This is a genomic window from Acidovorax sp. LjRoot117 (genome assembly GCF_964252695.1).
Classification (GTDB): Bacteria; Pseudomonadota; Gammaproteobacteria; order Burkholderiales; family Burkholderiaceae_C; genus Acidovorax.
Genome location: NZ_CAXUPO020000011.1, coordinates 85324 through 110031 on the forward strand (window position 1 = coordinate 85324; position 24708 = coordinate 110031).

Annotated in this window: 17 protein-coding genes; 7 read left to right on the top strand and 10 right to left on the bottom strand. The window is 68.7% G+C overall.

Annotation, left to right across the window (positions count from 1 at the left end; genetic code table 11):
- Positions 1–25 precede the first annotated feature (25 nt).
- Positions 26–391 (top strand): hypothetical protein, encoded by a 366-nt coding sequence (locus ACSQ3D_RS22315; protein WP_436128364.1) that lies wholly within the window; start codon positions 26–28, stop codon positions 389–391.
- On the opposite strand, the gene ACSQ3D_RS22320 is transcribed toward ACSQ3D_RS22315, so the two are convergent.
- The 3 genes from ACSQ3D_RS22320 to ACSQ3D_RS22330 all read right to left on the bottom strand — a co-directional run bounded on the left by ACSQ3D_RS22320 (position 311) and on the right by ACSQ3D_RS22330 (position 2416).
- Positions 311–1207 (bottom strand): polyphenol oxidase family protein, encoded by an 897-nt coding sequence (locus tag ACSQ3D_RS22320; protein WP_436128365.1) that lies wholly within the window; start codon positions 1205–1207, stop codon positions 311–313. The two genes, ACSQ3D_RS22315 and ACSQ3D_RS22320, sit on opposite strands and share 81 nt — an antisense overlap.
- On the bottom strand, positions 1204–1872 hold the full coding sequence (gene maiA, locus ACSQ3D_RS22325) for a maleylacetoacetate isomerase (protein WP_436128366.1): 669 nt from the start codon (positions 1870–1872) through the stop codon (positions 1204–1206). The genes ACSQ3D_RS22320 and maiA overlap by 4 nt, the downstream gene beginning before the upstream one ends.
- Before the next feature lie 88 nt (positions 1873–1960).
- A complete protein-coding gene (locus tag ACSQ3D_RS22330; RefSeq protein WP_056412289.1) occupies positions 1961–2416 on the bottom strand; it encodes a MarR family winged helix-turn-helix transcriptional regulator in 456 nt (151 codons plus the stop codon).
- A gap of 194 nt (positions 2417–2610) precedes the next feature.
- On the opposite strand from ACSQ3D_RS22330, the gene ACSQ3D_RS22335 reads away from it, so the two are divergent.
- The 3 genes from ACSQ3D_RS22335 (at position 2611) to ACSQ3D_RS22345 (ending at position 4246) form a co-directional block, all read left to right on the top strand.
- Positions 2611–3306, top strand: coding sequence for a fumarylacetoacetate hydrolase family protein (locus ACSQ3D_RS22335; RefSeq protein ID WP_436128367.1), 696 nt, complete (start codon positions 2611–2613; stop codon positions 3304–3306).
- A 161-nt stretch (positions 3307–3467) separates the two neighbouring features.
- Positions 3468–4019: an NUDIX hydrolase gene (locus ACSQ3D_RS22340; protein ID WP_436128368.1), complete on the top strand. Its 552-nt coding sequence runs from the start codon at positions 3468–3470 to the stop codon at positions 4017–4019.
- Between the two features lie 59 nt (positions 4020–4078).
- Complete coding sequence (locus ACSQ3D_RS22345; protein WP_436128369.1) at positions 4079–4246, top strand: DUF1737 domain-containing protein; 168 nt, start codon at positions 4079–4081, stop codon at positions 4244–4246.
- A gap of 124 nt (positions 4247–4370) precedes the next feature.
- Here ACSQ3D_RS22345 and ACSQ3D_RS22350 read toward each other — a convergent pair whose 3' ends face one another.
- The 7 genes from ACSQ3D_RS22350 to ACSQ3D_RS22380 all read right to left on the bottom strand — a co-directional run bounded on the left by ACSQ3D_RS22350 (position 4371) and on the right by ACSQ3D_RS22380 (position 20061).
- On the bottom strand, positions 4371–6698 hold the full coding sequence (locus ACSQ3D_RS22350; protein WP_436128370.1) for a penicillin-binding protein 1A: 2328 nt from the start codon (positions 6696–6698) through the stop codon (positions 4371–4373).
- Positions 6699–6725: 27 nt separating this feature from the next.
- A complete protein-coding gene (ligA, locus tag ACSQ3D_RS22355; RefSeq protein WP_436128371.1) occupies positions 6726–8831 on the bottom strand; it encodes an NAD-dependent DNA ligase LigA in 2106 nt (701 codons plus the stop codon).
- A gap of 81 nt (positions 8832–8912) precedes the next feature.
- On the bottom strand, positions 8913–10052 hold the full coding sequence (locus ACSQ3D_RS22360; protein WP_056412302.1) for a hypothetical protein: 1140 nt from the start codon (positions 10050–10052) through the stop codon (positions 8913–8915).
- Between the two features lie 183 nt (positions 10053–10235).
- Positions 10236–13760 carry a chromosome segregation protein SMC gene (gene smc, locus ACSQ3D_RS22365; RefSeq protein ID WP_436128372.1) on the bottom strand — a complete coding sequence of 1175 codons (3525 nt, stop codon included), beginning with the start codon at positions 13758–13760 and terminating at the stop codon, positions 10236–10238.
- A 286-nt stretch (positions 13761–14046) separates the two neighbouring features.
- Positions 14047–15129, bottom strand: coding sequence for a diguanylate cyclase (locus tag ACSQ3D_RS22370; protein ID WP_436128373.1), 1083 nt, complete (start codon positions 15127–15129; stop codon positions 14047–14049).
- A gap of 48 nt (positions 15130–15177) precedes the next feature.
- Entirely contained in the window at positions 15178–18321 is a 3144-nt protein-coding gene (locus tag ACSQ3D_RS22375; protein WP_436128374.1) for a bifunctional diguanylate cyclase/phosphodiesterase, read from the bottom strand.
- Positions 18322–18573: 252 nt separating this feature from the next.
- The gene (locus ACSQ3D_RS22380) at positions 18574–20061 is read right to left on the bottom strand and encodes a short-chain fatty acyl-CoA regulator family protein (protein WP_436128375.1); all 1488 of its coding nucleotides are present in this window, start codon (positions 20059–20061) and stop codon (positions 18574–18576) included.
- 117 nt (positions 20062–20178) lie between these two features.
- Here ACSQ3D_RS22380 and ACSQ3D_RS22385 point away from each other — a divergent pair, with 117 nt between their 5' ends.
- From ACSQ3D_RS22385 to acnD, 3 genes are all read left to right on the top strand, one after another.
- Positions 20179–20568 carry an acyl-CoA thioesterase gene (locus tag ACSQ3D_RS22385; protein WP_056165784.1) on the top strand — a complete coding sequence of 130 codons (390 nt, stop codon included), beginning with the start codon at positions 20179–20181 and terminating at the stop codon, positions 20566–20568.
- A gap of 22 nt (positions 20569–20590) precedes the next feature.
- On the top strand, positions 20591–21748 hold the full coding sequence (gene prpC / locus ACSQ3D_RS22390; protein WP_436128408.1) for a bifunctional 2-methylcitrate synthase/citrate synthase: 1158 nt from the start codon (positions 20591–20593) through the stop codon (positions 21746–21748).
- 117 nt (positions 21749–21865) lie between these two features.
- Complete coding sequence (gene acnD / locus ACSQ3D_RS22395) at positions 21866–24550, top strand: Fe/S-dependent 2-methylisocitrate dehydratase AcnD (protein WP_436128409.1); 2685 nt, start codon at positions 21866–21868, stop codon at positions 24548–24550.
- Positions 24551–24708 lie beyond the last annotated feature (158 nt).

Consider the following 24708-nt stretch of genomic DNA (forward strand, 5'->3'; position numbering starts at 1 on the left):
ACCGCTTGTTCAATACCCGCAATCAATGTACCTGATCGTCATCGTCTGGACCTACGTCACCCTCATGATGGCCGTGGCCGAAGCCACCAGCCCGGTCGGCACCGTGCTGGGGGCCATCGTCACCTTCGTGCTGTATGGACTGCTGCCCATGAGCATCCTGGTGTACATCCTCGGAACACCGTCCCGCAAACGCAAGATCAAGGCGCGCCAGGCGGCCGAGCAGGCTGCGTACGACGCACAGCAGGCGGCAGCCAAATCAGTGGATGCAGACGTCAGCGGCGATGTGGTTGACCTGACACCTGCACCAGGGTCAGTCGCGCCAGATGCAGGCGGCGAAGCGCCCGCTATTCCCCAAGGTGCCGCTGTCGCGCCGGTGCGAAAAGAACCGTGAGGCATTGGTCACCGTGCACCAGGCCAAGCTGCTGTCGTTGCCGTAGATGCTGGTGATGCCCAGCGCCTGCAACCGCAGCCGCGCCAGCCCCGCCAGATCGCACAGGTACTTGCCCGGCATGCCGGCGCGGGGCGTGAAGCAGGCCTGCGCAGCCGCAGACACGTCGCAGAACGCGGCCCGCACCTCGGCACCGACCTCGAATGCGGTGGGCCCGATACAAGGACCTAACCAGGCCATGGTCTCCGGTGCGGCACCAGGGGTCGCCCTCGCAGATGCTGCCAGGAAGCTCGCTTCGATATTGATAGCGACTGGCGCTTGATGGGCAAGCGCAAGAGCACCAAAGCGCCCTACCACAGCCTCCAGCACACCTTGGCCGCCCTGACCGGCCAAGCCTCGCCACCCTGCATGCGCTGCAGCCACCACAGTGCCTGATCGATGGGCCAGCAGCACCGGCAGGCAGTCGGCCACCATGATCGTGCAGGCCACGCCGGTGTCCGTGGCCACGCAGGCATCGGCATCGGTGCCATCGGCCGTGGCGTGGTCAAGCTGCACCACGCCGTCGCCATGCACCTGGTTCAAAAAGACGGGCCGCACGCCGGCGGACACGGCCTGCACACGGGCCTGCAAGCGCAGGCGGTTGGTGTGCACGGCCGCGGGGTCGTCGCCCACATGGGTGCCCAGGTTCAGGCTGTCGTAGGGCGGCTGGCTGACTCCGCCGGTGCGCGTGGTGCACAGCGCATGCACGCCCGGTGGCGCAGGCCAGTCGGGCACCAGCCAGTCGGCGCTGGCCCCTGGGGCAGCAGTGTGGCCGGTCAAGCTTCGTGGTCCGGGCAGGCCGAAGGCTGGGCCTTCTGGAATGCAGGCAGTGCCATGCACGCCACGTGCACGCCCATGGTGAGCGGCAGGCCGTCGAGGTTCACCTTGAAACGCTGGGCATTGAAGATCTGCGGCACCAGGCAACAATCGGCCAGCGTGGGCGTGTCGCCCCAGCACAGCAGCGACGGCGGCAGGCCCTGGCTCTCGCGCTCCTGTGCCAGCAGGCCCAGCTGGCGCTCGAAGGCCTCCAGCCCGCTGCGGGCCCAGTGGTGGTACCACGTGTTCTTGGCCTCTTCGTCCACCTTGAGTTCATGCACCAGGTACTTGAGCACCCGCAGGTTGTTGATGGGATGGATCTCGCACGCCACCATCTGTGCCAGCGCACGCACCCGTGCTCGTGCCAGCGGGTCGGCGGGCAGCAGCGCGGGCGTGGGATGCGTTTCGTCGAGGTATTCGATGATGGCCATCGACTGCACCAGCGCTGCGCCATCGTCGGTTATCAGCGTGGGCACCAGCGCATCGCCCACGCGGCTGGCGTAGGCCGGTTGTCGGTGCTCGCCTTTGACCAGGTGCACCGGCAGGTAGTCGTAGTCCAGGCCCTTGATCGCCAGCGCGATGCGCACGCGGTAGGACGCGGAGGAGCGAAAGTAGTTGTAGAGCTGCATGCGAAGGTCTCGGGATGGGTACGGCGCACTGCACGCCGGGGTGGTGGGCGGGGTGCGCCGTCGGCGCGTGTCGCCGGGCCGGGTGCAATCAGGCGCCCGAGGCGCCCGCGGGGTCCTGGTGGTGGTAGACCACCTTGGTCAGCATGGCCATGAGGTCGCTGCGCTCCTGCGCATCGAGCGGGGCCATCAGGCGCTCCTGCACGCGCTGTGCGGCGTCGCGCATCTGCAGGGCCGCGACTTCGCCCTCCGGGGTGATCCACAGCAGCTTGCGGCGGCGGTCGCGGGTGTCGGGTTCGCGGCGGATCCAGCCGCGCTTTTCGAGCCGGCCGATCACCGAGCCCGACGTGGCCGCATCGAATGCGACGCGCGATGCCAAGGTGACCTGGTCCTCGCCCGGCTGGGCCAGCAGCTCGTGCAGGATGGCGAACTGCACCGGCGTCACATCGAACCCGGCCGTCTCTTCCATGAAAAGTGCCACGGTCCGCTGGTGTGCGCGGCGAACCAGGTGGCCTGGCGTGTTGTGGAAATCGAAGCTCTTTGCCATGGGCGCGAGTGTAGCCTCTGGCAGCGCGGGCCTTGCAGCCATGGCACACTGCCACTTTCGGGCTGGCTGCGGTGCCCCCGGGTCCACAGACCCCGTCGCCGCGCTTGTCACGGCCCGTTGCGGCCCGTGGCGGCTGGACAACGGCCGGGCCCGTCATTCACATCATCGAGCGACACAAGAAAAGAAAGGCAGACATGAGCTACGTGTTTTCTCCCGCGCCGGTGGCCAGCGTGCCCGTGGTGGGCAGCGGCGACCGTTTTCCCGTCCACCGCATCTACTGCGTGGGCCGCAACTACGAAGAGCATGCCAAGGAGATGGGCTTCACCGGCCGCGAGCCGCCCTTCTTCTTCATGAAGCCGGCCGATGCCATCGTGGTGGTCAACGCGGGCGAAACGGGCCAGCTGCCCTACCCCACCCTCACCGCCAACCTGCACCACGAGATCGAGCTGGTGGTGGCCATTGGCAAGGGCGGCAAGAACATCGCTGCCGCCGACGCGCTCTCGCACATCTACGGCTACGCCGTGGGCCTGGACATGACGCGCCGCGACCTGCAGAACGACATGAAGAAGCAAGGCCGCCCCTGGTGCATCGGCAAGGGCTTTGACGCCAGCGCACCCATCGGCCCCATCACGCCCGCAGCCCAGGCGGGCGACGTCTCCAACGCCGGCATCTGGCTGCAGGTCAACGGCGCCGACAAGCAGCGCAGCACCGTGGCGCAGCTGATCTGGAACATCGCCGAGACCATCGAGCACCTGTCCGCAGCCTGGGAGCTGCAGCCCGGCGACCTGATCTACACGGGCACCCCCGAAGGCGTGGGCGCCGTGGTGCGCGGTGACGTGCTGGAAGGTGGCGTGGAAGGCCTGGGCACGCTGCGCCTGACCGTGGTGTGACCACCGACGGCGCGCGCACCGTGGCCCGCTGTGCACGGCCTTGCATTGGCCGGCCCTGCGCACAGGCCTTGGCGCCCGCGCCGCCCGCTACACTATGCTTTTCATAGCTGCTTGCGCATGCTGAACAAGCGGTAGCGGCCTATTTGAACCAAAAACCACGCATGACCTTCCGCAGCCCCATCCAACACTGCCGCGCCTGCGGCACCGCCGTGGTCTACCGCCTGCCCGACGACGGCGATACCAAGCTGCGTGCCGTCTGCCCTGCCTGCAACACCGTGCACTACGAAAACCCGCTCAATGTGGTGGGCACGGTGCCCGTCATGGCGGATGGGCGCGTGCTGCTGTGCAAGCGCAACATCGAGCCGCGCTGGGGCAAGTGGACGCTGCCGGCCGGGTTCATGGAGCTGGAAGAAACCACGGCCCAGGGCGCCGCGCGCGAGACGGATGAGGAAGCCGGTGCGCAGATCGAGATGGGCCCGCTGTTCAGCCTGCTCAATGTGCCCCGCGTGGGGCAGGTGCATTTCTTCTACCGGGCCCACTTGCTCAGCGACCAGTTCAACCCGGGTTTCGAGACCATCGAGGCGCGCCTGTTCACCGAAGACGAGATCCCGTGGGACGAGATCGCCTTTCGCACGGTCAAGGAAACGCTGGAGGCCTACTTCGCGGACCGCAAGGCGGGCAGCTTCGGACTGCACTGCATCGACATCGAGTAGCGAGCCGCGAGCCGCACAGCGACACGCTGGCGGTCGCACCCCACCCCACCCTACCCACCATGCCCTTGCCTTCTGCCCCACCCACTGCGGCGGCACCACCGGACGGGATGCCCAGCTACCGGTTGCTCACCGGCCCCGACGATGCCGCGTTCTGCCGCCGGCTGAGCGATGCGCTGGCGCTGGGCTACGTCCTGCACGGCTCGCCCGCAGCCACGTTCAACGGCTAGACCGTGATCGTGGCGCAGGCGGTCATCTGGCCGGGCGTTCGGCACACAACGCTCTAGGCAGGCATCGGCGAGGCAACGCTGCCACGACCAGAGCGATGACTCCAGCGCTGCGCATGTCTGACCGCTAACCGCCCGTGCGTTCCTCGGCGGGCACCGGTGGTGCCGTCGAACCCGGTGGGTCATGCGTCACCGGTGGCAGCCCGCCGGGCCCTTGCCCCGGCATCTGGGGCTGCGACTGCGGGTCGCCGCCGAACAACCCACGGATCCAGTCGCGCATCGCGCCGAGCGGGGCATCGGCCGGAGGCGGCATCTGCGACGGCGGCGGCGTGGTGTCGAACTCGTCGAAGAAGCGCTCCTGGCCATCGATCACCTTGGTGCGGATGGCCTGCTGCATGAAGTCGCCCACCATGGGCAGCGCGCTGCGGGCGCCCTGACCCCAGTGGTCGCTGCGCAGCGTGATGCGGCCGTCGTTGAAGCCCGCCCAGGCGCCCGCCACCACGTGCGGCTGCATCAGGATGAACCAGCCGTCCGTGTTGTCCTGCGTGGTGCCCGTCTTGCCCGCCACGTCGGCCTGGATGCCGTAGCGCGAGCGGATCGCCGTGGCCGTGCCCCGGTCCACCGCACCGCGCATGGTGTTGCGCAGCACCTGGGCGGCGCGCGCGTCGAAGACGGCCTCGGGCACGGGCTTGGCAAAGGTCTCCAGCACCTTGCCGTGGCGGTCCTCGATGCTGGTGATGAGCACCGGCTCCACATAGCGGCCCAGGTTCACGATGCTGCTGTAGGCCGAGATCATCTCCTTGAGCGTCACCGGGCTCGTGCCGAGTGCCAGCGAGGGCACTTCTTCCAGCGGCGACTGGCGCACGCCCAGCGCCCGCGCCACCTCGGCCACGCGGGCCGGGCCCACCTGGTGCATCACCTGGGCGGTGATGGTGTTCTTGGACAGCGCCAGACCGTCGGCCAGGCTCATGGGCTGGTCGCTCGGCGGGCCGCCGTCGGTGGGGCGCCACACGCGGCCGCCGCCCAACGGGATTTCCACCGCAGCGTCCATCAGCATGTTGGTGGGCTGGGCACCCTGCGCAAACGCGGCGCCATAGACGAAGGGCTTGAAGGTGGAGCCCGGCTGGCGGCGCGCTGCCTGCACATGGTCGAACGGGTCCTGCGCGAAGTCGCGGCTGCCCACCCAGGCCAGCACGTGGCCGGTGACAGGGTCCTGCGCCAGAAAGCCGGCCTGCACCCGTGTCTTCTCGGCACGCAGCTTCTGCAGGAAGGCCTCGTCCGCCAGCAGCGCCTTCTGGGCGTCCTCGGGCGTCTCGCCCTTGTCGACGGCCGCGCGGAACTCAGCGCTTTCGCGCACCAGCGTCTGCACCAGCTCGTTGCCCGGCCCCCAGCCGTCGCGCTTGCTCCAGGCGGCGTCGGCCACGGTTTGCAGCTGCTTGCCCTGGCGGGCCACGGCCTGGTTGGCAAAGTTCTGCAGCCGAGAGTCGATGGTGGTGCGGATCACCAGGCCATCGGCATACAGGTTGTAGCCATGGCTGTCGGCCCAGTCGATGAGCTGCTTGCGCAGCTGCATCGCAAAGTGCGGCGCCGGGCCCATGACCTCGGTCTGGCGCTCGAAGTTCACGCGCAGCGGGCGCTTTTGCAGATCATCGAACTGCGCCTGCTCCAGCTTGCCGCGCTTGACCATCTGCGACAGCACGGTGTTGCGCCGTGCCTGGGCGCGCTCGGGGTTGAGCACGGGGTTGTAGTAGGCCGTGCCCTTGAGCATGCCGATCAGCGTGGCGCTTTCGAGCACCGTGAGCTTGTCGGCCGACTTGTCGAAGTACGTGCGGGCCGCCATCTCGATGCCGTAGGCGTTGTACAGAAACGGTACGGTGTTGAGGTACGTCTCCAGCACCTCGTCCTTGCTGTACGAGGCCTCGATCTTCACCGCCGTGATCGCCTCCTTGAGCTTGCGCGTCAAGGCCTGCGGAAACACCCGCGAACGGCCGATCTCGTCCGGGAACAGATTGCGCGCCAGCTGCTGTGTGATGGTGGAGCCGCCCTGCGGGTCGCCGCGCAGCGTGTGCACCACCGACGACGCCGTGCGGCGCCAGTCGAGCCCGAAGTGGTTGTAGAAACGGTGGTCCTCGGTGGCGATCAGCGCGTCCACCACGTGGGGCGAGATCTTGTCGAGCTCGACCCATTCGCGGTTCGCCCAGCGGTACTCGGCCAGCAGCTTGCCGTCCACCGACATGAGCTGCGCGGGCAGCTCGCTCTTGGCCTTGCGGATGTCGGCGGTGGACGGCGTGAACGGGATCAGCGCCAGCGTGTACACCAGCACCGCCGCGGGCACCGACAGCGCCCCCCAGAACAGTGCCAGGCGCAGCGGCCGGGGCATCCAGGCGAACAGGCCCGCCAGCCAGCGGAAGAACGCCGCGGCACGGGCCTTGAAGGAAAGCAGCAATGTGCGCATCAAAAACTCGAAAAAATGAAAGGTGCCTCAGGCACCAGGGCCGGACAGCAGAGCCAGCATGCCGGCTTCGTCCAGCACCGGCACGCCCAGCTCTTCGGCCTTGGCCAGCTTGCTGCCCGCCTCTTCGCCAGCCACGACGTAGCTCGTCTTCTTGCTGACGGAGCCCGAGACCTTGGCGCCTGCGGCCTCCAGCATGTCCTTGGCCTCGTCACGGCTCAGGGTGGGCAGCGTGCCCGTGAGCACGATGGTCTTGCCGGCCAGCACCTGCGGTGCCTTGTCGGCACGGGCCGATTCGGACCAGGTCACGCCGCAGGCGCGCAGTTGCTCGACCACTTCGCGGTTGTGTGGCTGTTGAAAGAAGGTGTGCACGCTCTGCGCGACGATGGGGCCCACGTCGGGCACCTCCAGCAGTTGCTCCACGGTGGCGGCGGTCTCTTGCGTTGCGCCCATCAGCGCGTCGAGCGTGCCGAAATGCTTGGCCAGGTCCTTGGCGGTGGATTCGCCCACCTGGCGGATGCCCAGGCCGAACAGAAAGCGCGGCAGCGTGGTCTGCTTGGACTTTTCGAGTGCGGCGAGCACGTTCTGCGCAGACTTCTCGGCCATGCGCTCCAGCGCCACCAGGGACGACAGGCCCAGGCGGTACAGGTCGGGCAGCGTGCGGATGACGTTGGACTCGACCAACTGGTCCACCAGCTTGTCCCCCAGGCCCTCGATGTCCATCGCGCGGCGGGCGGCGAAGTGCAAAATGGCTTCCTTGCGCTGCGCGGCGCAGAACAGGCCGCCAGTGCAGCGGTGGTTGGCCTCGCCCTTCACCCGCACCACATCGCTGCCGCACACCGGGCAGGTCTTGGGCATGTGGAAGTTGGGCACATAGCCGACCCGGTTGCCTGGCATCACACCCACCACTTCGGGGATCACGTCGCCGGCGCGCCGCACGATGACGGTGTCGCCCACGCGCACACCCTTCTTGCGGATCTCGAACAGGTTGTGCAGCGTGGCATTGGTCACGGTGACGCCCCCCACGAACACCGGCGCCAGGCGCGCCACGGGCGTGATCTTGCCGGTGCGGCCCACCTGCACGTCGATGCCTTCCACCTTGGTGGCCATCTCCTGCGCAGGGTATTTGTGGGCCACCGCCCAGCGCGGCTCGCGCGTCTTGAAACCCAGGTCGCGCTGCAGCTGCAGCGCGTTGACCTTGTAGACCACGCCGTCGATGTCGTAGGGCAAGGCGTCGCGGCCGGCGCCCACCTGCTGGTGGTACGCTACTAATTCTGTAGCGCCTGTCGCAATCTGGACCTGCGCCGCGACCGGAAAACCCCAGGATTTGAGCGTCTGCAGCAGCTCGAAATGCGTGCGGAACACCGGCCCGCCCTCCGCGGCCGGGGTGATGGCGCCCAGGCCGTAGGCAAAAAAGCTCAAGGGACGCTGCAGCGTGATGTTCGAATCCAGCTGCCGCACCGCGCCCGCCGCCGCATTGCGCGGGTTCACAAACGTCTTGCCACCCTGCTCGCGCTGGCGCTCGTTGAGCGCGTCGAAGTCGGCGCGGCGCATGTAGACCTCGCCGCGCACTTCCAGCAGGGGCGGCACGCCGTCGGGCAGCGTCAGCGGGATCTGGCGGATGGTGCGGATGTTGTGGGTCACGTCCTCGCCCACCTCGCCATCGCCGCGCGTGGCGGCCTGCACCAGACGGCCTTTTTCGTAGCGCAAGTTCATGGCCAGGCCGTCGAACTTGGGCTCGGCCACGTACTCGATGGCCGGGTCGGCGTCCGACAGGCCCAGCTCGCGCCGCACCCGGGCATCGAACGCCTGGGCCCCCGTGGCCTCGGTGTCGGTTTCGGTGTGGATGCTCAGCATCGGCACCGCATGGCGCACCGCCGTCAGGCCCTCCATCACCGCCCCGATCACGCGTTGCGTGGGCGAGTCGGAGGTGATGAGGTCGGGGTGCTCGGCCTCCAGCGCCTGCAGTTCGCGAAAGACCCGGTCGTACTCGGCATCGGGCACGGTGGGCTCGTCCAGCACGTAGTACTGGTGCGCCCAGCGCTGCAACTGGTCGCGCAGCGCTTTGGTTTTGATAGCTGCCTGCGCTGGGCTGGTCTGCGCTGCGGCGGAAAAAAGTTGGGATTGTTCAGTCATGGGGTGCCCCACTGGGATTCTCTCGGGCAACACCGGGTTCCTTGCGCGCCAGCCGGACCAGCGTTGCGCTCATGTCTTGCACTAGCTGAACAGCCTGCGCGCCAGTACGGACCCCGCCGACAGGTCGCGCCCGTCGAGCTGGTCGTACAGCAGCTCCAGGTCGGCCGTGATCGGGTCCATGGCCATCGCGGGCAGCGGGTGGCCGTTCTGGTCGCACAGCACGCCGTCCATGGCGTCGCACAGGGCCTTGCCCACGTCGCGCAGGCGGGCGAAGGGCTGCTCGGAGCGGTGCACCTGGGCAACGTCCAGGCTCAGGGTGATGTCGCGGATGGCGGACTGGTCCGGGTCGTCCGCCAGTGCGGCGGCGGTGTCGTAGCCCAGCGTGAGCAGGGGCGGCAGGCCCGCGGCGCTGGTGGCGGGCAGCACCAGCCGGCCGGGCATGGCACCGGCCACAAAGCCCAGGCGGCCGGCGTTCTGCTGCACATAGCCGGGGCTCCAGGCAGCCTGGCGGGCGCGCAGCATGAAGGCTAGTTGCGCGTCGTGGTCGCTGGCGAACTGGTCCAGCTCGCGGGCGCGGGCCACCTCCTGCAGCATGTCGGGGAAGTCGGGCGCGGCATTGATCGCGTCCGCAAACGCCTGCACCTTGACCACGAACTCCGAGAATTCGATCTCATTGAGCGCGCCCATGCGGTTGGCCAGTTGCACCCCCGCCTGGAAGGCCTGGTAGCGTTGGCCGGGCGCGGGCGTTTCCCACTGCTGGGTGGCTTCGTTCAAGCCTTCGATGGCAAAGGGCTTGCTGCCTGCGCGCCGCGTGGGCGGCAGTGCCGCCAGTGCGGCGTCGCCCGAGACGACATGCTCAGGCTGCAGCGGCGCGATCACATCGATGAGCGGATCCAGCCCCGGGCGGCGCTCCACCGAGAACGAGGGCACGGGCATCTGCAGCGCATCGGTCGGGTCCACCGCGTGTTCGGACGACGGGTCCGTGCCGCGGTCCAGGGCCTGCAATTCGTCGGGCGTGAGCTCCACCGCACCGCCCCCCTCAAAGCCGGGCTCCTGGCGCAGCGCGGGCTCGGCCATGCCACTGCCGGGCGTGCCCCGCTCGGCCTCCTGGGGCACCGCGCGCTTGGGAGCGTTGCGGCGCGATGTCCAGGTGTTGTAGGCCACGATACCGGCCAGCAGCAGGCCACCGATGATCGCCAGACTGAGTTGAAGTGTGCTCATAAAAATGTTTTTCTAGCTATCCCATGGCCCGGTGTGCCACCCAGCCACCTTCGAGAGCCCCACGCGCCGCGTTGCACCACCGGCGCAAGCCGACCCGCGCCACTTTAGGCGCTGCTGGGCCGGCAGGCCGTAGGCGGCACCCCCGCCCGGGCGCAGGTGCACCGCGAATCATGCGGGTTCCGCTCATGCCTCGGCCATCGAGAGTGCGCTTTCCATGTCCACCGCCACGATGCGCGAGACGCCCTGCTCCTGCATGGTCACGCCGATGAGCTGCTCGGCCATCTCCATCGCGATCTTGTTGTGGCTGATGAACAGGAACTGCGTGCCCTTGGACATGCTGGACACCAGCTTCGCGTAGCGCTCGGTGTTGGCATCGTCGAGCGGCGCGTCCACCTCGTCCAGCAGGCAGAACGGCGCGGGGTTGAGCTGGAAGATCGCAAACACCAGCGCGATGGCCGTGAGGGCCTTTTCGCCGCCGGACAGCAGGTGGATGGTCTGGTTCTTCTTGCCGGGCGGCTGCGCCATCACCTGCACGCCGGAGTCCAGGATTTCGTCGCCGGTGATGATGAGCTTGGCCTGCCCGCCGCCGAAGAGCTCGGGGAACATGCGCCCAAAGTGCGCGTTCACGGTGTCGAAGGTGCCCGACAGCAGCTGGCGCGTTTCGCCGTCGATCTTGCGGATCGCGTCTTCCAGCGTGTTCATGGCTTCGGTCAGGTCGGCGGTCTGCGCATCGAGGAAGATCTTGCGCTCGCTGGCCAGCTTGAGTTCGTCCAGCGCGGCCAGGTTGACCGCGCCCAGCGCGGTGATCTCGCGGTGCAGGCGGTCGATTTCGCCCTGCAGACCGGTCACGCGCACATTGCCATCCCCGATCGACTGGGCGATGGCGTCCAGGTCGGCCTGTGCGTCGGTCAGCAGCGTGGTGTACTGCTCCAGGCCCAGGCGCGCGGCCTGCTCCTTGAGCTGGAATTCGGTGATGCGGGCGCGCAGCGGGTCCAGGGCCCGTTCGAGCTGCATGCGGCGTTCGTCGCTCGCGCGCAGCTTGGTGGTGAGGTCGTCGTACTCGCTGCGCTGGGCGCCCAGCGCCTTCTCGCGCTCCATCTTCACGTCCAGGGCCTGCTGCAGCCCGCCCTGCGCGGCGGCGTCGGACAGGCGGGCCAGCTCGTCGCGGGCGCGCTGCTGCTCGTCGGCCAGAGCGGTCGCCTGCTGGGTGGCGGTCTCGATGGAGCGGTTGAGTTCGCCGCGCCGTGCCTCCAGGCTGCGCTGGGAGAACGTGGCCTCCTGCGCCTGGCGCTCCAGCGCGCGCTGCTGCTCGCGGCAGGCGGCCAGCTTGCGCTCGGCCTCGATCACGTTGTCGCCCAGTTGGGCTTCGCGCTCCTGGCTGTCGGCCAGCTGCATGTCCAGCTCTTCGAAGCGCGCCTCGGCCGCCACGCGGCGCTCCTGCAGGTCGGCCAGCTGGGCCTCCACCTCGGCCAGGTCGGCGTCGATCTGCTGGCTGCGCGCCCGAGTCTGCTCGGCCAGTTGCGCAAGGCGCATGGTCTCGACCTGCAGCTCGTGCGCGCGGCTCTGGGTTTCGGTGGCTTCGCGGCGGGCGGCCACCAGTCGCTGCGAGGCGTCGGCATAGGCAGCCTCGGCGCGGACCAGCGCGGCGCGGGATTCTTCGGCGATCAGGGCCTGGGCGCGCAGCTCTTTCTCCAGGTGCTCGATCTCCTGCGCGCGCGCCAGCAGGCCCGACTGCTCGGAATCCTGGGCGTAGAAGCTCACGCTGTGGGCGCTGACTGAGTGCCCGGTGGGCACGAACACGACCTCGCCAGGCTGCAGGCTCGCGCGGCGGCTCAGGGCTTCGTCCAGCGTCGGGGCGGTGGTGCAGCCCTGCAGCCAGTCGGTCAGCACGGCGCGCAGGCCAGCATCGTTCAGGCGCAGCAGGTCCGACAGGCGCGGGTTCTGCGATGGCGCATCGGGCTGGCCGGCTGCCGGCGCGCTGTAGAACGCCAGCCGTGCGGGCGGTGCATCGGTGCCGCCCGATCCGAGAAAGCCGCGCACCATGTCCAGGCGACCGACTTCAAGGGCGCCCAGGCGTTCGCGCAGCGCGGCTTCCAGCGCGTTTTCCCAGCCCTTTTCGATGTGGATGCGGCTCCACAGGCCCTGCAGGCCATCCAGGCCATGCTTGGCCAGCCAGGGGCGCAGCTTGCCGTCGGTCTTGACCTTTTCCTGCAGCGCCTTCAGGGCCTCCATGCGGGCCGACAGGTCGGCCTGGCGCGCGCTTTCAGTGTTCACGGCCTGCTGGCGCGTGCGGCGGTCGTCGTCGAGCTGGGGCACGGACTCCTGCAGCTCGTGCAGGCGGGCTTCGGTGGTTTCGGCGATCTCCTGGGCTTCTTCCAGTTGCTCGCGCAGGTTGGCAAGGCGCGCCTCGTCCGGGGCGGCCAGCGCGTTGCGGTCGGTGCGCAGCCGCTCGAAGCGGCTGTCGAGCTGGCGGCTTTGCTCGTCGATGCTGCGCTGCTCGGCGGCCAGCACGCCGATCTGCTGCTGCACCTGCACCACGCTGCCGCGCTGCTCGCTGGCCCGGCTCTGGGCCTGGCGCAGAGCGTCTTCCAGGTCGGGCAGCTGCATCGCCTGTTCTTCGACCTGGGCGGCCAGCATCTCGGCGCGCTCTTCGGCATCCACACCGGCACCGGCCAGGTTTTCAAGCTCGATGTCGGCCTCTTCCTTGCGCGACTGCCACTGCGCGATCTGCTCGGCCAGCGTGACCAGCCGCTGCTCCACGCGCTGGCGGCCTTCGACCACGTAGCGGATCTCGGCTTCGAGCTTGCCGACTTCGGCCGTGGCTTCGTACAGCCGGCCCTGGGCCTGGTTGACCTGGTCGCCGGCCGCATAGTGGGCCTGGCGGATGGTTTCGAGGTCGGACTCCACCGCGCGCAGGTCGGCCATCCGCGACTCGAGGTCGTTCACGGCCTGCAGGCCATCGAGGCGCACCTTGGTCTGGTCGGCTTCGGCGTCGGCGCGCTTCAAGAACCACAGCTGGTGCTGCTTGAGCGTGGCGTCAGCGTTCAGCGCGTTGTACTTGGCGGCCACTTCGGCCTGCTTTTCCAGCTTTTCGAGGTTGGCGTTGAGCTCGCGCAGGATGTCTTCGACCCGCGTGAGGTTCTCGCGCGTGTCCGACAGGCGGTTTTCGGTCTCGCGGCGTCGCTCCTTGTACTTGGAGACGCCCGCGGCCTCTTCGAGGAACAGGCGCAGCTCTTCGGGGCGCGATTCGATGATGCGGCTGATGGTGCCCTGGCCGATGATGGCGTAGGCCCGCGGGCCCAGGCCCGTGCCCAGGAACACGTCCTGCACGTCGCGGCGACGCACGGGCTGGTTGTTCAGGTAGTAGCTGCTGGTGCCGTCGCGCGTGAGCACGCGGCGCACAGCCACTTCGCCGTACTGGCCCCACTGGCCGCCGGCGCGGTGGTCGGAGTTGTCGAACACCAGCTCCACGCTGGCGCGGCTGGCCTGCTTGCGGGTGGTGGTGCCGCTGAAGATCACGTCCTGCATGGACTCGCCGCGCAGCTCGCTGGCCTTACTCTCGCCCAGCACCCAGCGCACCGCGTCCATGATGTTGGACTTGCCGCAGCCGTTCGGACCCACCACGCCCACCAGTTGGCCGGGCAGCATGAAGTTGGTGGGTTCAGCGAACGACTTGAAACCGGAAAGCTTGATGGAGGTAAGACGCACGGGTCAGGGGGCGGGCAATGAGGGGCGGGACTTCAGTGGCAAAAAGTGGTGCCGCAGGGGCGTTCCAGGCAAGGAGCGCACAGGCTGCGGCAAGGCCGGAATGATACCGCGCCGCCTGGGCGGCTCCCCCACGGGCCGGCCCCGGCAACGCTCCAAAAGCAAACACCTGGGAAATATTTGGCAAAAACAGCCTCTACCGCTTGTGGTGCAAGCGCCAGCTGCTATCAATTTTGAACATCTCGGTGCCGCGTGGCTGCCCGGAATGCCGGCTCGCGCAACCAGGCCATCAGGGCAGCACGCACACCTGGTTGCGCCCGTCGGCCTTGGCCTGCAGCAATGCCTGGTCGGCGCGGGCCACGGCGTCCGCCAGGTGCTGCAGGCAGGGAATCTCGCTCACGCCGATGGATACCGTGAGCGGCACCGGGTCGGTGATGGCCGCCACGCTCTTGCGCAGCTTCTCGGCCACGACCAGGGCGTCCTGCAGGGGCGTCTGCGGCAGGCAGACCATGAACTCCTCGCCGCCCCAGCGCACTACCTCGTCGCCGCGCCGCAGGGCATGCTGCAGCGTGCGCGCCACCGCCTGCAGGGCCTGGTCGCCCACCGAATGCCCGTGCTGGTCGTTGATGCTCTTGAAGCGGTCCATGTCCAGCATGAGCAGCGACGAAGGCGGCTCGAACAGCGAGGTGCGGTACACGCGCCGGTCGATGAGGTCGAGCGCATGGCGGTTGAGCAGGCCGGTGAGCGCATCGTGGTAGGCCGCGCGCTGCAGCTCGCTGCGCTCGGACGCCACCGTCATCAGCGAGCCGAACAGCTCGGCCAGCGTGGCAAACAGGCTCACGCCCACCTCGTCGAAATAGCCGTCGCGGTCCGCGTACAGCACGAAGATGCCGCTGTAGCCGTTGAACGCGGAACTGATGGGCAGGGCCACCACGTGGTGGATGCCGTGCTGGCGTGCTGCGTCGCGCCACGGGCCGAACAGCGAGAACTGCGACACCGTGAAGGGCTCGGCCGGCGCGCCGCTGTCCAGCGCCGAGAACGCGGGGCCGATGCGGGTGAGCAGGTTGCGCTCGATGCACAGCGACTCGGCGTAGGCTGACGCCGGGCCGGCGAACACCTGCGGGCGGATGGTCTGCGTGTCGGACGGACCGAACCACGTCCAGGCCAGGCGGATGTGGGGGGTGATCTCGACGATGGCCTGGCAGATGCCGCGGATGATCTCCAACTCGCCACGGCCCAGGATGAGCTGCGCGGAGCGCTTGAGCAGCATCTCGGCGATGGCGGACTTTTCGCGCTGCGCGTCGAACTCGCCGGAGTCGGTGGCCGACGGGCCCGCGGGCGGGGCCGCCGCTTTTTTCTTCAACAGGAACATGGTGGTCAGGGCCCTGGCTGGCGGTGGCAATCGGAGGGCCGCAGCCCATCACGCATGCTGCAGCCCGCTGGCGTTGGTGTTGCGCACCAGCGCCTCGAACTCGGCCACCGGTACCGGCGGGCTGAACAGGTAGCCCTGCCAGGCGTGGCATTGGTGGCGCTCCAGAAACTCGCGCTGGGCTTCGGTCTCCACCCCCTCGGCGATCACGCGCAGGCCCAGGCTGGTACCCAGCGCCACCACGGTGCGCGCGATGGCGGCATCGTTGGGGTCGGTGAGCACGTCGCGCACAAAGCTCTGGTCGATCTTGAGCTGGTCCAGTGGCAGCCGCTTGAGGTAGGCGAGCGAAGAATACCCGGTGCCGAAGTCATCCAGCGAAAAGCCCAGTCCATAACCCTTGAGCTGCCCCATCTTCTCGATGGTGTCTTCCACATCCTGCAGCAGCAGGCCCTCGGTCATCTCCAGCTTGAGCTGGTGTCCCGGCGCGCCCGAGCTGGCGAGCGCCTCCAGCACCTGGGCCACGAAGTTGTGCTGGTGGAACTGGCGCGGGCTCACATTCACCGCCAGGCTCAGCGCCGCCAGTTCGGGGTATTCCGCCCAGGCCGACAGCTGGCTGCAGGCCATCTTGAGCACCCATTCGCCCAGGGGAAGGATGAGGCCCGTCTCTTCGGCCAGCGGGATGAAGTGCGCGGGCGAGACAAAGCCGTCGCGCGGGTGGCGCCAGCGCAGCAGCGCCTCGGCCCCGGTGATGCGGCCGCGGTCGATCTGCGGCTGGTAGTACAGCTCGAACTGGCCCAGCGCCAGGCCGATGCGCATGTCGCGCTCCAGCGTGGCCCGCGCGCTCACGGCGGCCTGCATCTTGGGGTCGTAGTAGCGCAGCGTGTCGCGGCCTGCGCTCTTGGCCTGGTAGAGCGCGAGATCAGCGCGCTTGAGGAGTTCGTCCACCGTCTCGCGCATGCCGCTGAACACGGTGACGCCCATGCTGAGCGAGCTGTGGTGCGCGGCGCCGTGCAGCATGTAGGGCGCGCGCAGCGCCGCCAGGATGCGCTGGCCCACCTCCTCGCTGCGCGCGGCGGCTTCTTCGGGGTTGTCGCCCAGGTCTTCCAGCACCACGACGAACTCGTCGCCCCCCTGGCGGGCGACGGTGTCGTCCTCGTGCACGCATTCGCGCAGGCGCTGCGCCACCTGCAGCAGCAGGTGGTCGCCGCTGTCGTGGCCGCGGGTTTCGTTCAGGGTCTTGAAGTTGTCCAGGTCCAGCAGCAGCAAGGCCCCGCTGCGGTGGTGGCGCGTGCTCGCCGCCAGCGCCTGCTGCAGCCGGTCCATGAGCAGGCGGCGGTTGGGCAGGCTGGTGAGCGGGTCGTAGTAGGCCAGGTTGTTGATTTCCTCCTCGGCCGCCTTGCGCTGGCTCAGGTCCTGCATGGTGACCAGGTGCCCGCCTTCCACCTGCACGCCCGAGACCTCGATCGGGCGCTTGGTGCCGTCGCGGCAGGTGATGAGGTATTCGGCACCGGGGATCACGCCGTCCACGCCCGCGGCGCGCTTGACCGCAGCGCGCCAGCCGTCGCGCACGGCCTCGCGTTCGGCCACATTGGGAAAGGCGCGCTGCCACCAGGTGTCCACGTCGGGCACCTCGGCCTCGGTGTAGCCGCAGATCTCCACATAGCGCTGGTTGCGAAAGCCGATGCGCCCGTCCGGATGGACCAGGCACAGGCCCATGGGCAGCCGCTCCAGAATGCCGCGCAGCCGGTGCTCGTTGGTGCGCAGCGTGTCTTCCATGTGCTTGCGCGAGGTGATGTCCTGCACCACGGCGATGTGGCTGTCAGGCGTGGCGCCGGGCGACACCGTGAGGTCCGCCCAGACCAGACGCCCTTCCTTGTGCAGGTAGCGCTTTTCGAGCCGGTACTCCGGGATCTCGCCGACCTTCAGGCGTTCGAGCTGCTGGACGTCCGCCGCCAGGTCACCCGGGTGGGTGATGGCCTGAAAATTCAGGGCGAGCATCTCGTCGGGCGTGTAGCCCACGATGTCCGCATAGCGCTGGTTCACGCGCAGGAAGCGGCCGGTGGTGCTGTCCAGCATGGCCACGCCCACGCTGGCCTGGTTGAACAGCGCGCGAAAGCGTTCTTCGCTCTCGCGCCGCGCGTCGTCGGACGCCTGGGCCCGCACGAGGGCCAGCGTGCGCTGGCGCACCAGCAGCCCCACGGTGGATGCCAGCAGCAGCGACACCAGCACCCCGCCCGCCCCGGCCAGGATGGGCAGCCTCGCCTCCGACGCCGACAGGAACGAGCGCGTGGGCAGAAAGGTCAGCCGCCAGCGCCGGTCGTGCACCGGCAGGTCCCGCACGAAGGGCACCGAACCCGGCAGCGCCGCGGACGACTGCGTGAGCAGCGTGCGCACCGTGGTGTCGGTCGTGCCCACGCGCACCGATCCGTGGTCGGCCATCGATACCGCAATGCCGTTGAGCAGGCCCTGGCTGCCCAGCGCCTGGACCAGGTCGTACACCCGGATGGTGGAGGCCACCGCACCCAGAAAGCGCGGCTCCGGCGTGCCCGCGGTGTAGTCGAACACCGGCACGCGGATCACGAAGCCGGGGCGGTGGGTTTCTTCCTGCAGCAGATCGAACGGCGCCGACGCCACGGTGTGGCCGCTGTCCCGGCTGTACTGCATGGCCGCCAGGTTGGTGGGCTGCGCGCTGATGTCGAGGCCCAGCACGCTCTCGTTGCCGGACATGGGCCAGAGGTACTCGGCCACGAAGTACTCGGCCCGGTCCCCCGGCGGGCGGATGGCGAAGTCGGGGTAGCCATTGGCGGAGATGGACCGGTCGGCGCGCACCCGGGCCTCGTAGGCAGCGCGCTCGGAGCCCGGCACCCAGCGGGTGAACGACAGGTTGCGCACGCCGGCGTAGCGCTGGCCCACCTCCAGGTCGCTGGCGGCGCGCTCGAACTCGGCGCGCGTGAGGTGGGGGTTGGCAGTGAACAGCCCGCGCAGGCCGTTGACGACCTCGGTGTGCCCCTCGATGCGCTGGCCCAGCGCATCGGCGAACGACCGGGCCTCCTGCACGAACCGCGCCTGCCCGACCTGGGCCACGGCCTGGGACTGCTGCCAGGCCAGCCACAGGCTCAGCGCGATGCCAAGCGTGGCCACACCTATCCCGGACAACCAATGCCGGTAGCTACCTGAATAGGTGAAGGAGGACATGGCGTGGCGTGCTGGGCGGGCAGTGTTCGGCGAGGGTGTCGCGGTGGCCGGATCGGGGGGCTCAAACCCTGTGTTCACGCGCAGGATAGCGGCAATCGAACGGGCTTTTGGGGCCCGGTGCGCGATAACAACTGGTTACCACCCATTATTGAGACAAAAGCGCTTCCACCGCAATACGGTCATGCGCAAGGCGCTATGAATTCATGAGCAAACTGCATAGACCCTGCACCAGCACATCGCCAGCCCGAGGGTCTACCCTGCCCCCACGGTGGCAGCCACCGGGTAGGGCGCGAACCGGCTGCGGTTCTCGTTCACATCCAGCGCCCGGCCGATGGGCGGAAAGGCGCGCTGCGGGCAGGCCGGCCGCTCGCACACCTTGCAGCCCATGCCGATGGGGACGGCCGCGTCGGGGTTGGCCAGGTCGAGCCCTTGCGAATAGACCAGCTGCGGCGCGTGCCGCACATCGCAGCCCAGCGCCACGGAAAACTCCTTGCCCGGCAAGCCCCACCCCATGCCGGCGCGCGACACGGTGCGCGCCACCCACAGGTAGGCCCGCCCGTCGGGCATGCGGGCGATTTGCGGCACGATGCGGCCCGGCTGGGCGAACGCCTCGTACACGTTCCACAGCGGGCAGGTGCCGCCGATCTTGCTGAAGTGAAAGTGGGTGGCCGACTGGCGCTTGCTGATGTTGCCCGCCCGGTCCACCCGGATGAAGAAAAACGGCACACCCCGCGCGCCGGGCCGTTGCAGGGTGGACAGCCGGTGGCACACCGTCTCGAAACCCACGCCGAACTCGTGGCCCAGGCGGTCGATGTCGTAGCGCACCGCCTCGGCCGCGCGCAAGAAGGCGGTGTAGGGCAACACCAGCGCCCCGGCGAAGTAGTTGGCCAGGCCGATGCGCGCCAGCGCCCGCGCCTGGTCGCTCGACAAGCCCGCCGCGTCCGCGAGCCGCGCCAGCGGCGGGCCCATTTCCAGAAACGCCAGCTGCGTTGCCATCTGGAAAGCGCGCTGCCCGGGCTCCAGCCCGGCCGCGAGTTGCAACACGCCGGAGCCGGGCTCGAACACCCGCTGGGCCTGGCCCGGCAGATCGATCGCGCTCACCACCCGCACCCCGTGGGCCTGCAGCAGCCGCTGGGCCAGCGCCTCGCCCGCGCGGCCCGGCTGCAGGGCCCATTCGGCGGCGCAACGCTCGGCCGCATCGTCCAGCTCTGCGATGTGGTTCTGGCGCGCGAAGAAGAAGTCGCGCACTTCTTCGTACGCCATGGGCAGGTGGCCGCCCGCCAGCGGCGGCGCCGCCGCCGCGCCGCGCTCGTCGCCCAGGCCCCACTGGGCGTTCTGGGCGCTCAGCGCCTCCAGCCGCTCCAGGGCCTGGCGGTGGCGCTGGTGCAGCGCCAGCAGCGTGCGGGCCACTGCCGGCATGCCGGCGGCCAGCTCGCGGATTTCGGCCAGCGACACGGCGTCGCCCGCGCCCTCGCCGCCCAGGCCCGCGGGCAGGTCGGACAGCACCTCGCGCAGGCCGGTGATCAGGCGCGCCTCGTCATCGTCCGAAAAGCGCTGCACATCCACGCCGAACACCGCGTTGATCTTGAGCAGCACCGGCACGGTGAGCGGCCGCTGGTTCTGTTCGAGCTGGTTGAGGTAGCTCGCCGACAGGTCCAGCGCGCGCGCCAGCGCCACCTGGGTCATGCCCCGCTCCTCGCGCAGGCGGCGCAGGCGCACGCCCATGAACGTCTTTTTCATCGATTGGCCTCGGCAACAAATAACTTCGCAAAATTTGCAATCTGCGGGGATTTCATTCGCAAACATTCGCCAATTCAGCCCTTCTGCAGGGCCGCTATTGTGCGTAGATTGCGAAGCATGACAACCCCCAACGGCACCCTGGAGCTCACGGAAATCATCTTTCCCGAGCACGCCAACCACTACGGCACCCTGTTCGGCGGGCATGCGCTGCTGCTCATGTCCAAGGCGGCGTTTCTGGCCGCCCGCAGCGCGGCCGGCAGCAACGTGGTGATGGCCGGCGTGAGCGACGTGCGATTCGTGGCGCCCGTGGGCGTGGGGCATGTGCTCACCCTGCGCGCCTGGGCGACGCGGCTCGGGCGCAGCTCGCTCACCGTGTGCGTGGCCGGCTTCGCGCAGGCGCTGGGCTCGCCCGCCGAAGAGGTGCTCCAGGGGGTGTTCGAGATGGTGGCGGTGGATGCCAAGGGCCGCCCCGCACCCATCGCCCATGCCTATCTGGCACCACAGTGACACCCCAGGAGACCCCATGACCATGGAAACAACGACCCCTACCGCAGGCTTCAAGCCCAAGAAATCCGTCGCGCTGTCGGGCGTGACTGCCGGCAGCACTGCGCTGTGCACCGTGGGCCGCACGGGCAACGACCTGCACTACCGGGGCTATGACATCCTCGATATCGCCGAGGTCTGCGAATTCGAAGAGATCGCCCACCTGCTGGTGCACGGCAAGCTGCCCACGCGCGCCGAGCTCAAGGCCTACAAAACCAAACTCAAGGCCCTGCGCGGCCTGCCGGCCAGCGTGAAGGACGCGCTGGAAAAGCTGCCTGCCAGCAGCCACCCGATGGATGTGATGCGCACCGGCGTCTCGGCCCTGGGCTGCGTGCTGCCCGAAAAGGACGACCACAACACGCCCGGCGCCAGGGACATCGCCGACCGGCTGCTCGCCTCGCTCGGCTCCATGCTGCTGTACTGGTACCACTGGAGCACCCAGGGCAAGCGCATCGACGTCGAGACGGACGACGACTCCATCGGCGCCCACTTCCTGCACCTGCTGCATGGCGCCCGCCCCGGCGCGGCCTGGGAGCGCGCGATGCACACCTCGCTCAACCTGTATGCCGAGCACGAGTTCAACGCATCGACCTTCACCGCGCGCGTCGTGGCGGGCACGGGCAGCGATGTGTATTCGTGCATCACCGGCGCCATCGGAGCACTGCGCGGCCCCAAGCATGGCGGGGCCAACGAGGTGGCCTTCGAGATCCAGAAGCGCTACGACAGCCCGGACGAGGCCGAGGCCGACGTCCGCCGGCGCGTGCAGGCCAAGGAGGTCGTGATCGGCTTCGGCCACCCGGTCTACACCGTGAGCGACCCGCGCAATGGCGTCATCAAGGGCGTGGCGCGGTCCCTGTCCGAAGAGGCGGGCAGCACCAAGATGTTCGACATCGCCGAGCGGCTCGAGTCGGTGATGTGGGACGCCAAGAGCATGTTCCCCAACCTCGACTGGTTCAGTGCGGTGAGCTACCACATGATGGGCGTGCCCACCGCCATGTTCACGCCGCTGTTCGTGATCGCGCGCACGAGCGGCTGGGCGGCGCACATCATCGAGCAGCGCCTGGACAACAAGATCATCCGCCCCAGTGCGCATTACACCGGCCCGGACAATCTGCCGTTTGTGCGGATCGAGGACCGTGTTTGACAGCCATGAGCGCTGCATCGTCTCCCTCTCCCTCTCCCTCTCCCTCGAGGGGAGAGGGGGAATCGAAAGACAGTGACGAACTGACAGGTATTTGAAGCCGAGCGACACAACACCATGATGAACACCCGACATCGCCGGCCCTTGCCCGGCACCGCACTGGACTACTTCGACGCCCGCGCGGCCGTCGATGCCCTCACGCCCGGCGCGTGGGCCACCCTGCCCTACACATCGCGTGTGCACGCCGAGAACATCGTGCGCCGGGCCGACCCGGCCATCGTGGACGACTGCCTGCGCCAGCTGATCGGGCGCCGGCGCGAGCGCGACTTTCCGTGGTTTCCGGCGCGTGTGGTGTGCCATGACATCCTGGGCCAGACCGCGCTGGTGGACCTGGCGGGCCTGCGCGACGCCATCGCGGCCGCGGGTGGGGACCCCGCCCAGGTGAACCCCGTGGTGCCCGTGCAGCTGGTCGTGGACCATTCGCTGGCCGTGGAATGCGGCGGGTCCGACCCCGGTGCATTCGCAAGAAACCGCGCCATCGAAGACCGCCGCAACGAAGACCGCTTTCACTTCATCGAGTGGACGAAAAAGGCCTTTTCCAATGTGCAGGTCATCCCCGCAGGGAACGGAATCATGCACCAGATCAACCTGGAGAAGATGTCGCCCGTGGTCCATGCCGACAACGGCGTGGCCTACCCCGACACCTGCGTGGGCACCGACAGCCACACGCCGCACATCGATGCGCTGGGCGTCGTTGCCATCGGCGTCGGCGGCCTGGAGGCCGAGAACGTGATGCTGGGCCGCGCGTCGTGGATGCGGCTGCCGGAGATCGTGGGCGTGCAGCTCACCGGCCAGCGCCAGAGCGGCATCACCGCCACCGACGTGGTACTGGCGCTGACCGAGTTCCTGCGCCGGTCCAAGGTGGTCGGCGCCTACCTGGAGTTCTACGGCGAGGGCGCCGCCAGGCTCACCATCGGCGACCGCGCGACCATCTCGAACATGGCCCCCGAGTACGGCGCGACCGCGGCCCTGTTCAGCATCGACGACCAGACGCTCGAGTACCTGACGCTCACGGGCCGCACGCCGGTCCAGGTCCGTCTGGTGGAGACCTATGCCAAGGCCGCAGGCTTGTGGTCCGACACGCTGAGCGATGCGGTGTACGAGCGCACGCTGAGTTTCGATCTGTCCAGCGTCGTGCGCAACATGGCGGGCCCGTCCAACCCGCACGCGCGCGTGGCCACCAGCGACCTGGCGGCCCGCGGCATCGCCCGCGCATGGCAGATGCCGGCGGCCCACGAAGGCACCCTGCCCGATGGCGCCGTGGTGATTGCCGCCATCACAAGCTGCACCAACACCTCCAACCCGCGCAATGTGATCGCGGCGGCGCTGCTGGCGCGCAACGCCCACCGCTTGCGCCTGGCGCGCAAGCCCTGGGTGAAAACATCGCTCGCCCCCGGCTCCAAGGCCGTCGAGCTGTACCTGCAGGAAGCAGGCCTGCTGCAGGACCTGGAACACCTCGGCTTCGGCATCGTGGGTTTTGCCTGCACCACCTGCAACGGCATGTCGGGCGCGCTCGACCCCGCCATAGAGCAAGAGATCATCGACCGCCAGCTGTACGCGACCGCCGTGCTGTCGGGCAACCGCAACTTCGACGGCCGCATCCACCCGTACGCCAGCCAGGCCTTCCTGGCCTCGCCGCCGCTGGTGGTGGCCTATGCGATCGCGGGCACGGTGCGCTTCGACATCGAAAACGACGTGCTGGCGGTGGTGGACGGCCGGGAGATCCGCCTCCAAGACATCTGGCCGAGCGATGCAGAGATCGACGCCGTGGTGAAATCCGCCGTCAAGCCCGCACAGTACCGCGCCGTCTACGAGCCCATGTTCGCGATCCGCGCCGACACTGGCGACGCGGTGAGCCCGCAGTACGGCTGGCGCCCGGAGTCCACCTACATTCGCCGCCCGCCCTACTGGGACACCGACGGCGTGGGGGCCCTGGCGGCCCAACCGCGCACGCGCCAGGGCATGCGCCCGCTGGCCATCCTGCCGGACAACATCACCACCGACCACCTCTCGCCGTCGAACGCCATCCTGCGGGACAGCGCAGCCGGCGAGTACCTGCACCGCATGGGCGTGCCCGAGGAAGATTTCAACTCCTACGCCACGCACCGCGGCGACCACCTGACGGCCATGCGGGCCACGTTTGCCAACCCCACGCTCCGAAACGAGATGGTGCGCAACCCCGACGGCAGCGTGCAGCCCGGGTCGCTGGCCCGGGTGGAGCCCGAAGGCCAGATCCTGCGCATGTGGGAGGCCATGGAGACCTACCTGAACCGCCGCCAGCCCTTGATCATCATCGCCGGCGCCGACTACGGCCAGGGCTCCTCGCGCGACTGGGCCGCCAAGGGCGTGCGCCTGGCGGGTGTGGAAGTGGTGGTGGCCGAGGGCTTCGAGCGCATCCACCGCACCAACCTGATCGGCATGGGGGTGCTGCCCGTGGAGTTCCAGCCCGGCACGAACCGGCTGACGCTGGGCCTGGATGGCACCGAGGTCTATGGCGTGGAGGGGCTGTGCACGGCGCGGGCTGACTTGACGCTGGTGGTGCGGCGCCGAAGCGGCGAGGTGCTGCGGGTGCCTGTGGCCTGCCGGCTGGACACGGCGGAGGAGGTGTCGGTGTATGAAGCGGGGGGCGTGCTGCAGAGGTTTGCGCAGGATTTTCTGGAGCGGGGTGGCGGTGGTGCCTCGGCCCCCTCTCCCCAACCCCTCTCCCGCGAGGGGAGAGGGGCTTCCCTGGATAAGCACGGCTGACGATCATTGGCTGGGCCCACTTCAATCATCCGAGAGAACATCCCGAACAACACCAGCGCCATGCACCCCTCCCCTCTCCCCTCGCGGGAGAGGGGCCGGGGGAGAGGGGGCCTCAGCGCAACCACCAACCCATTGGCAAAGCCCACACGCCCTTCCCG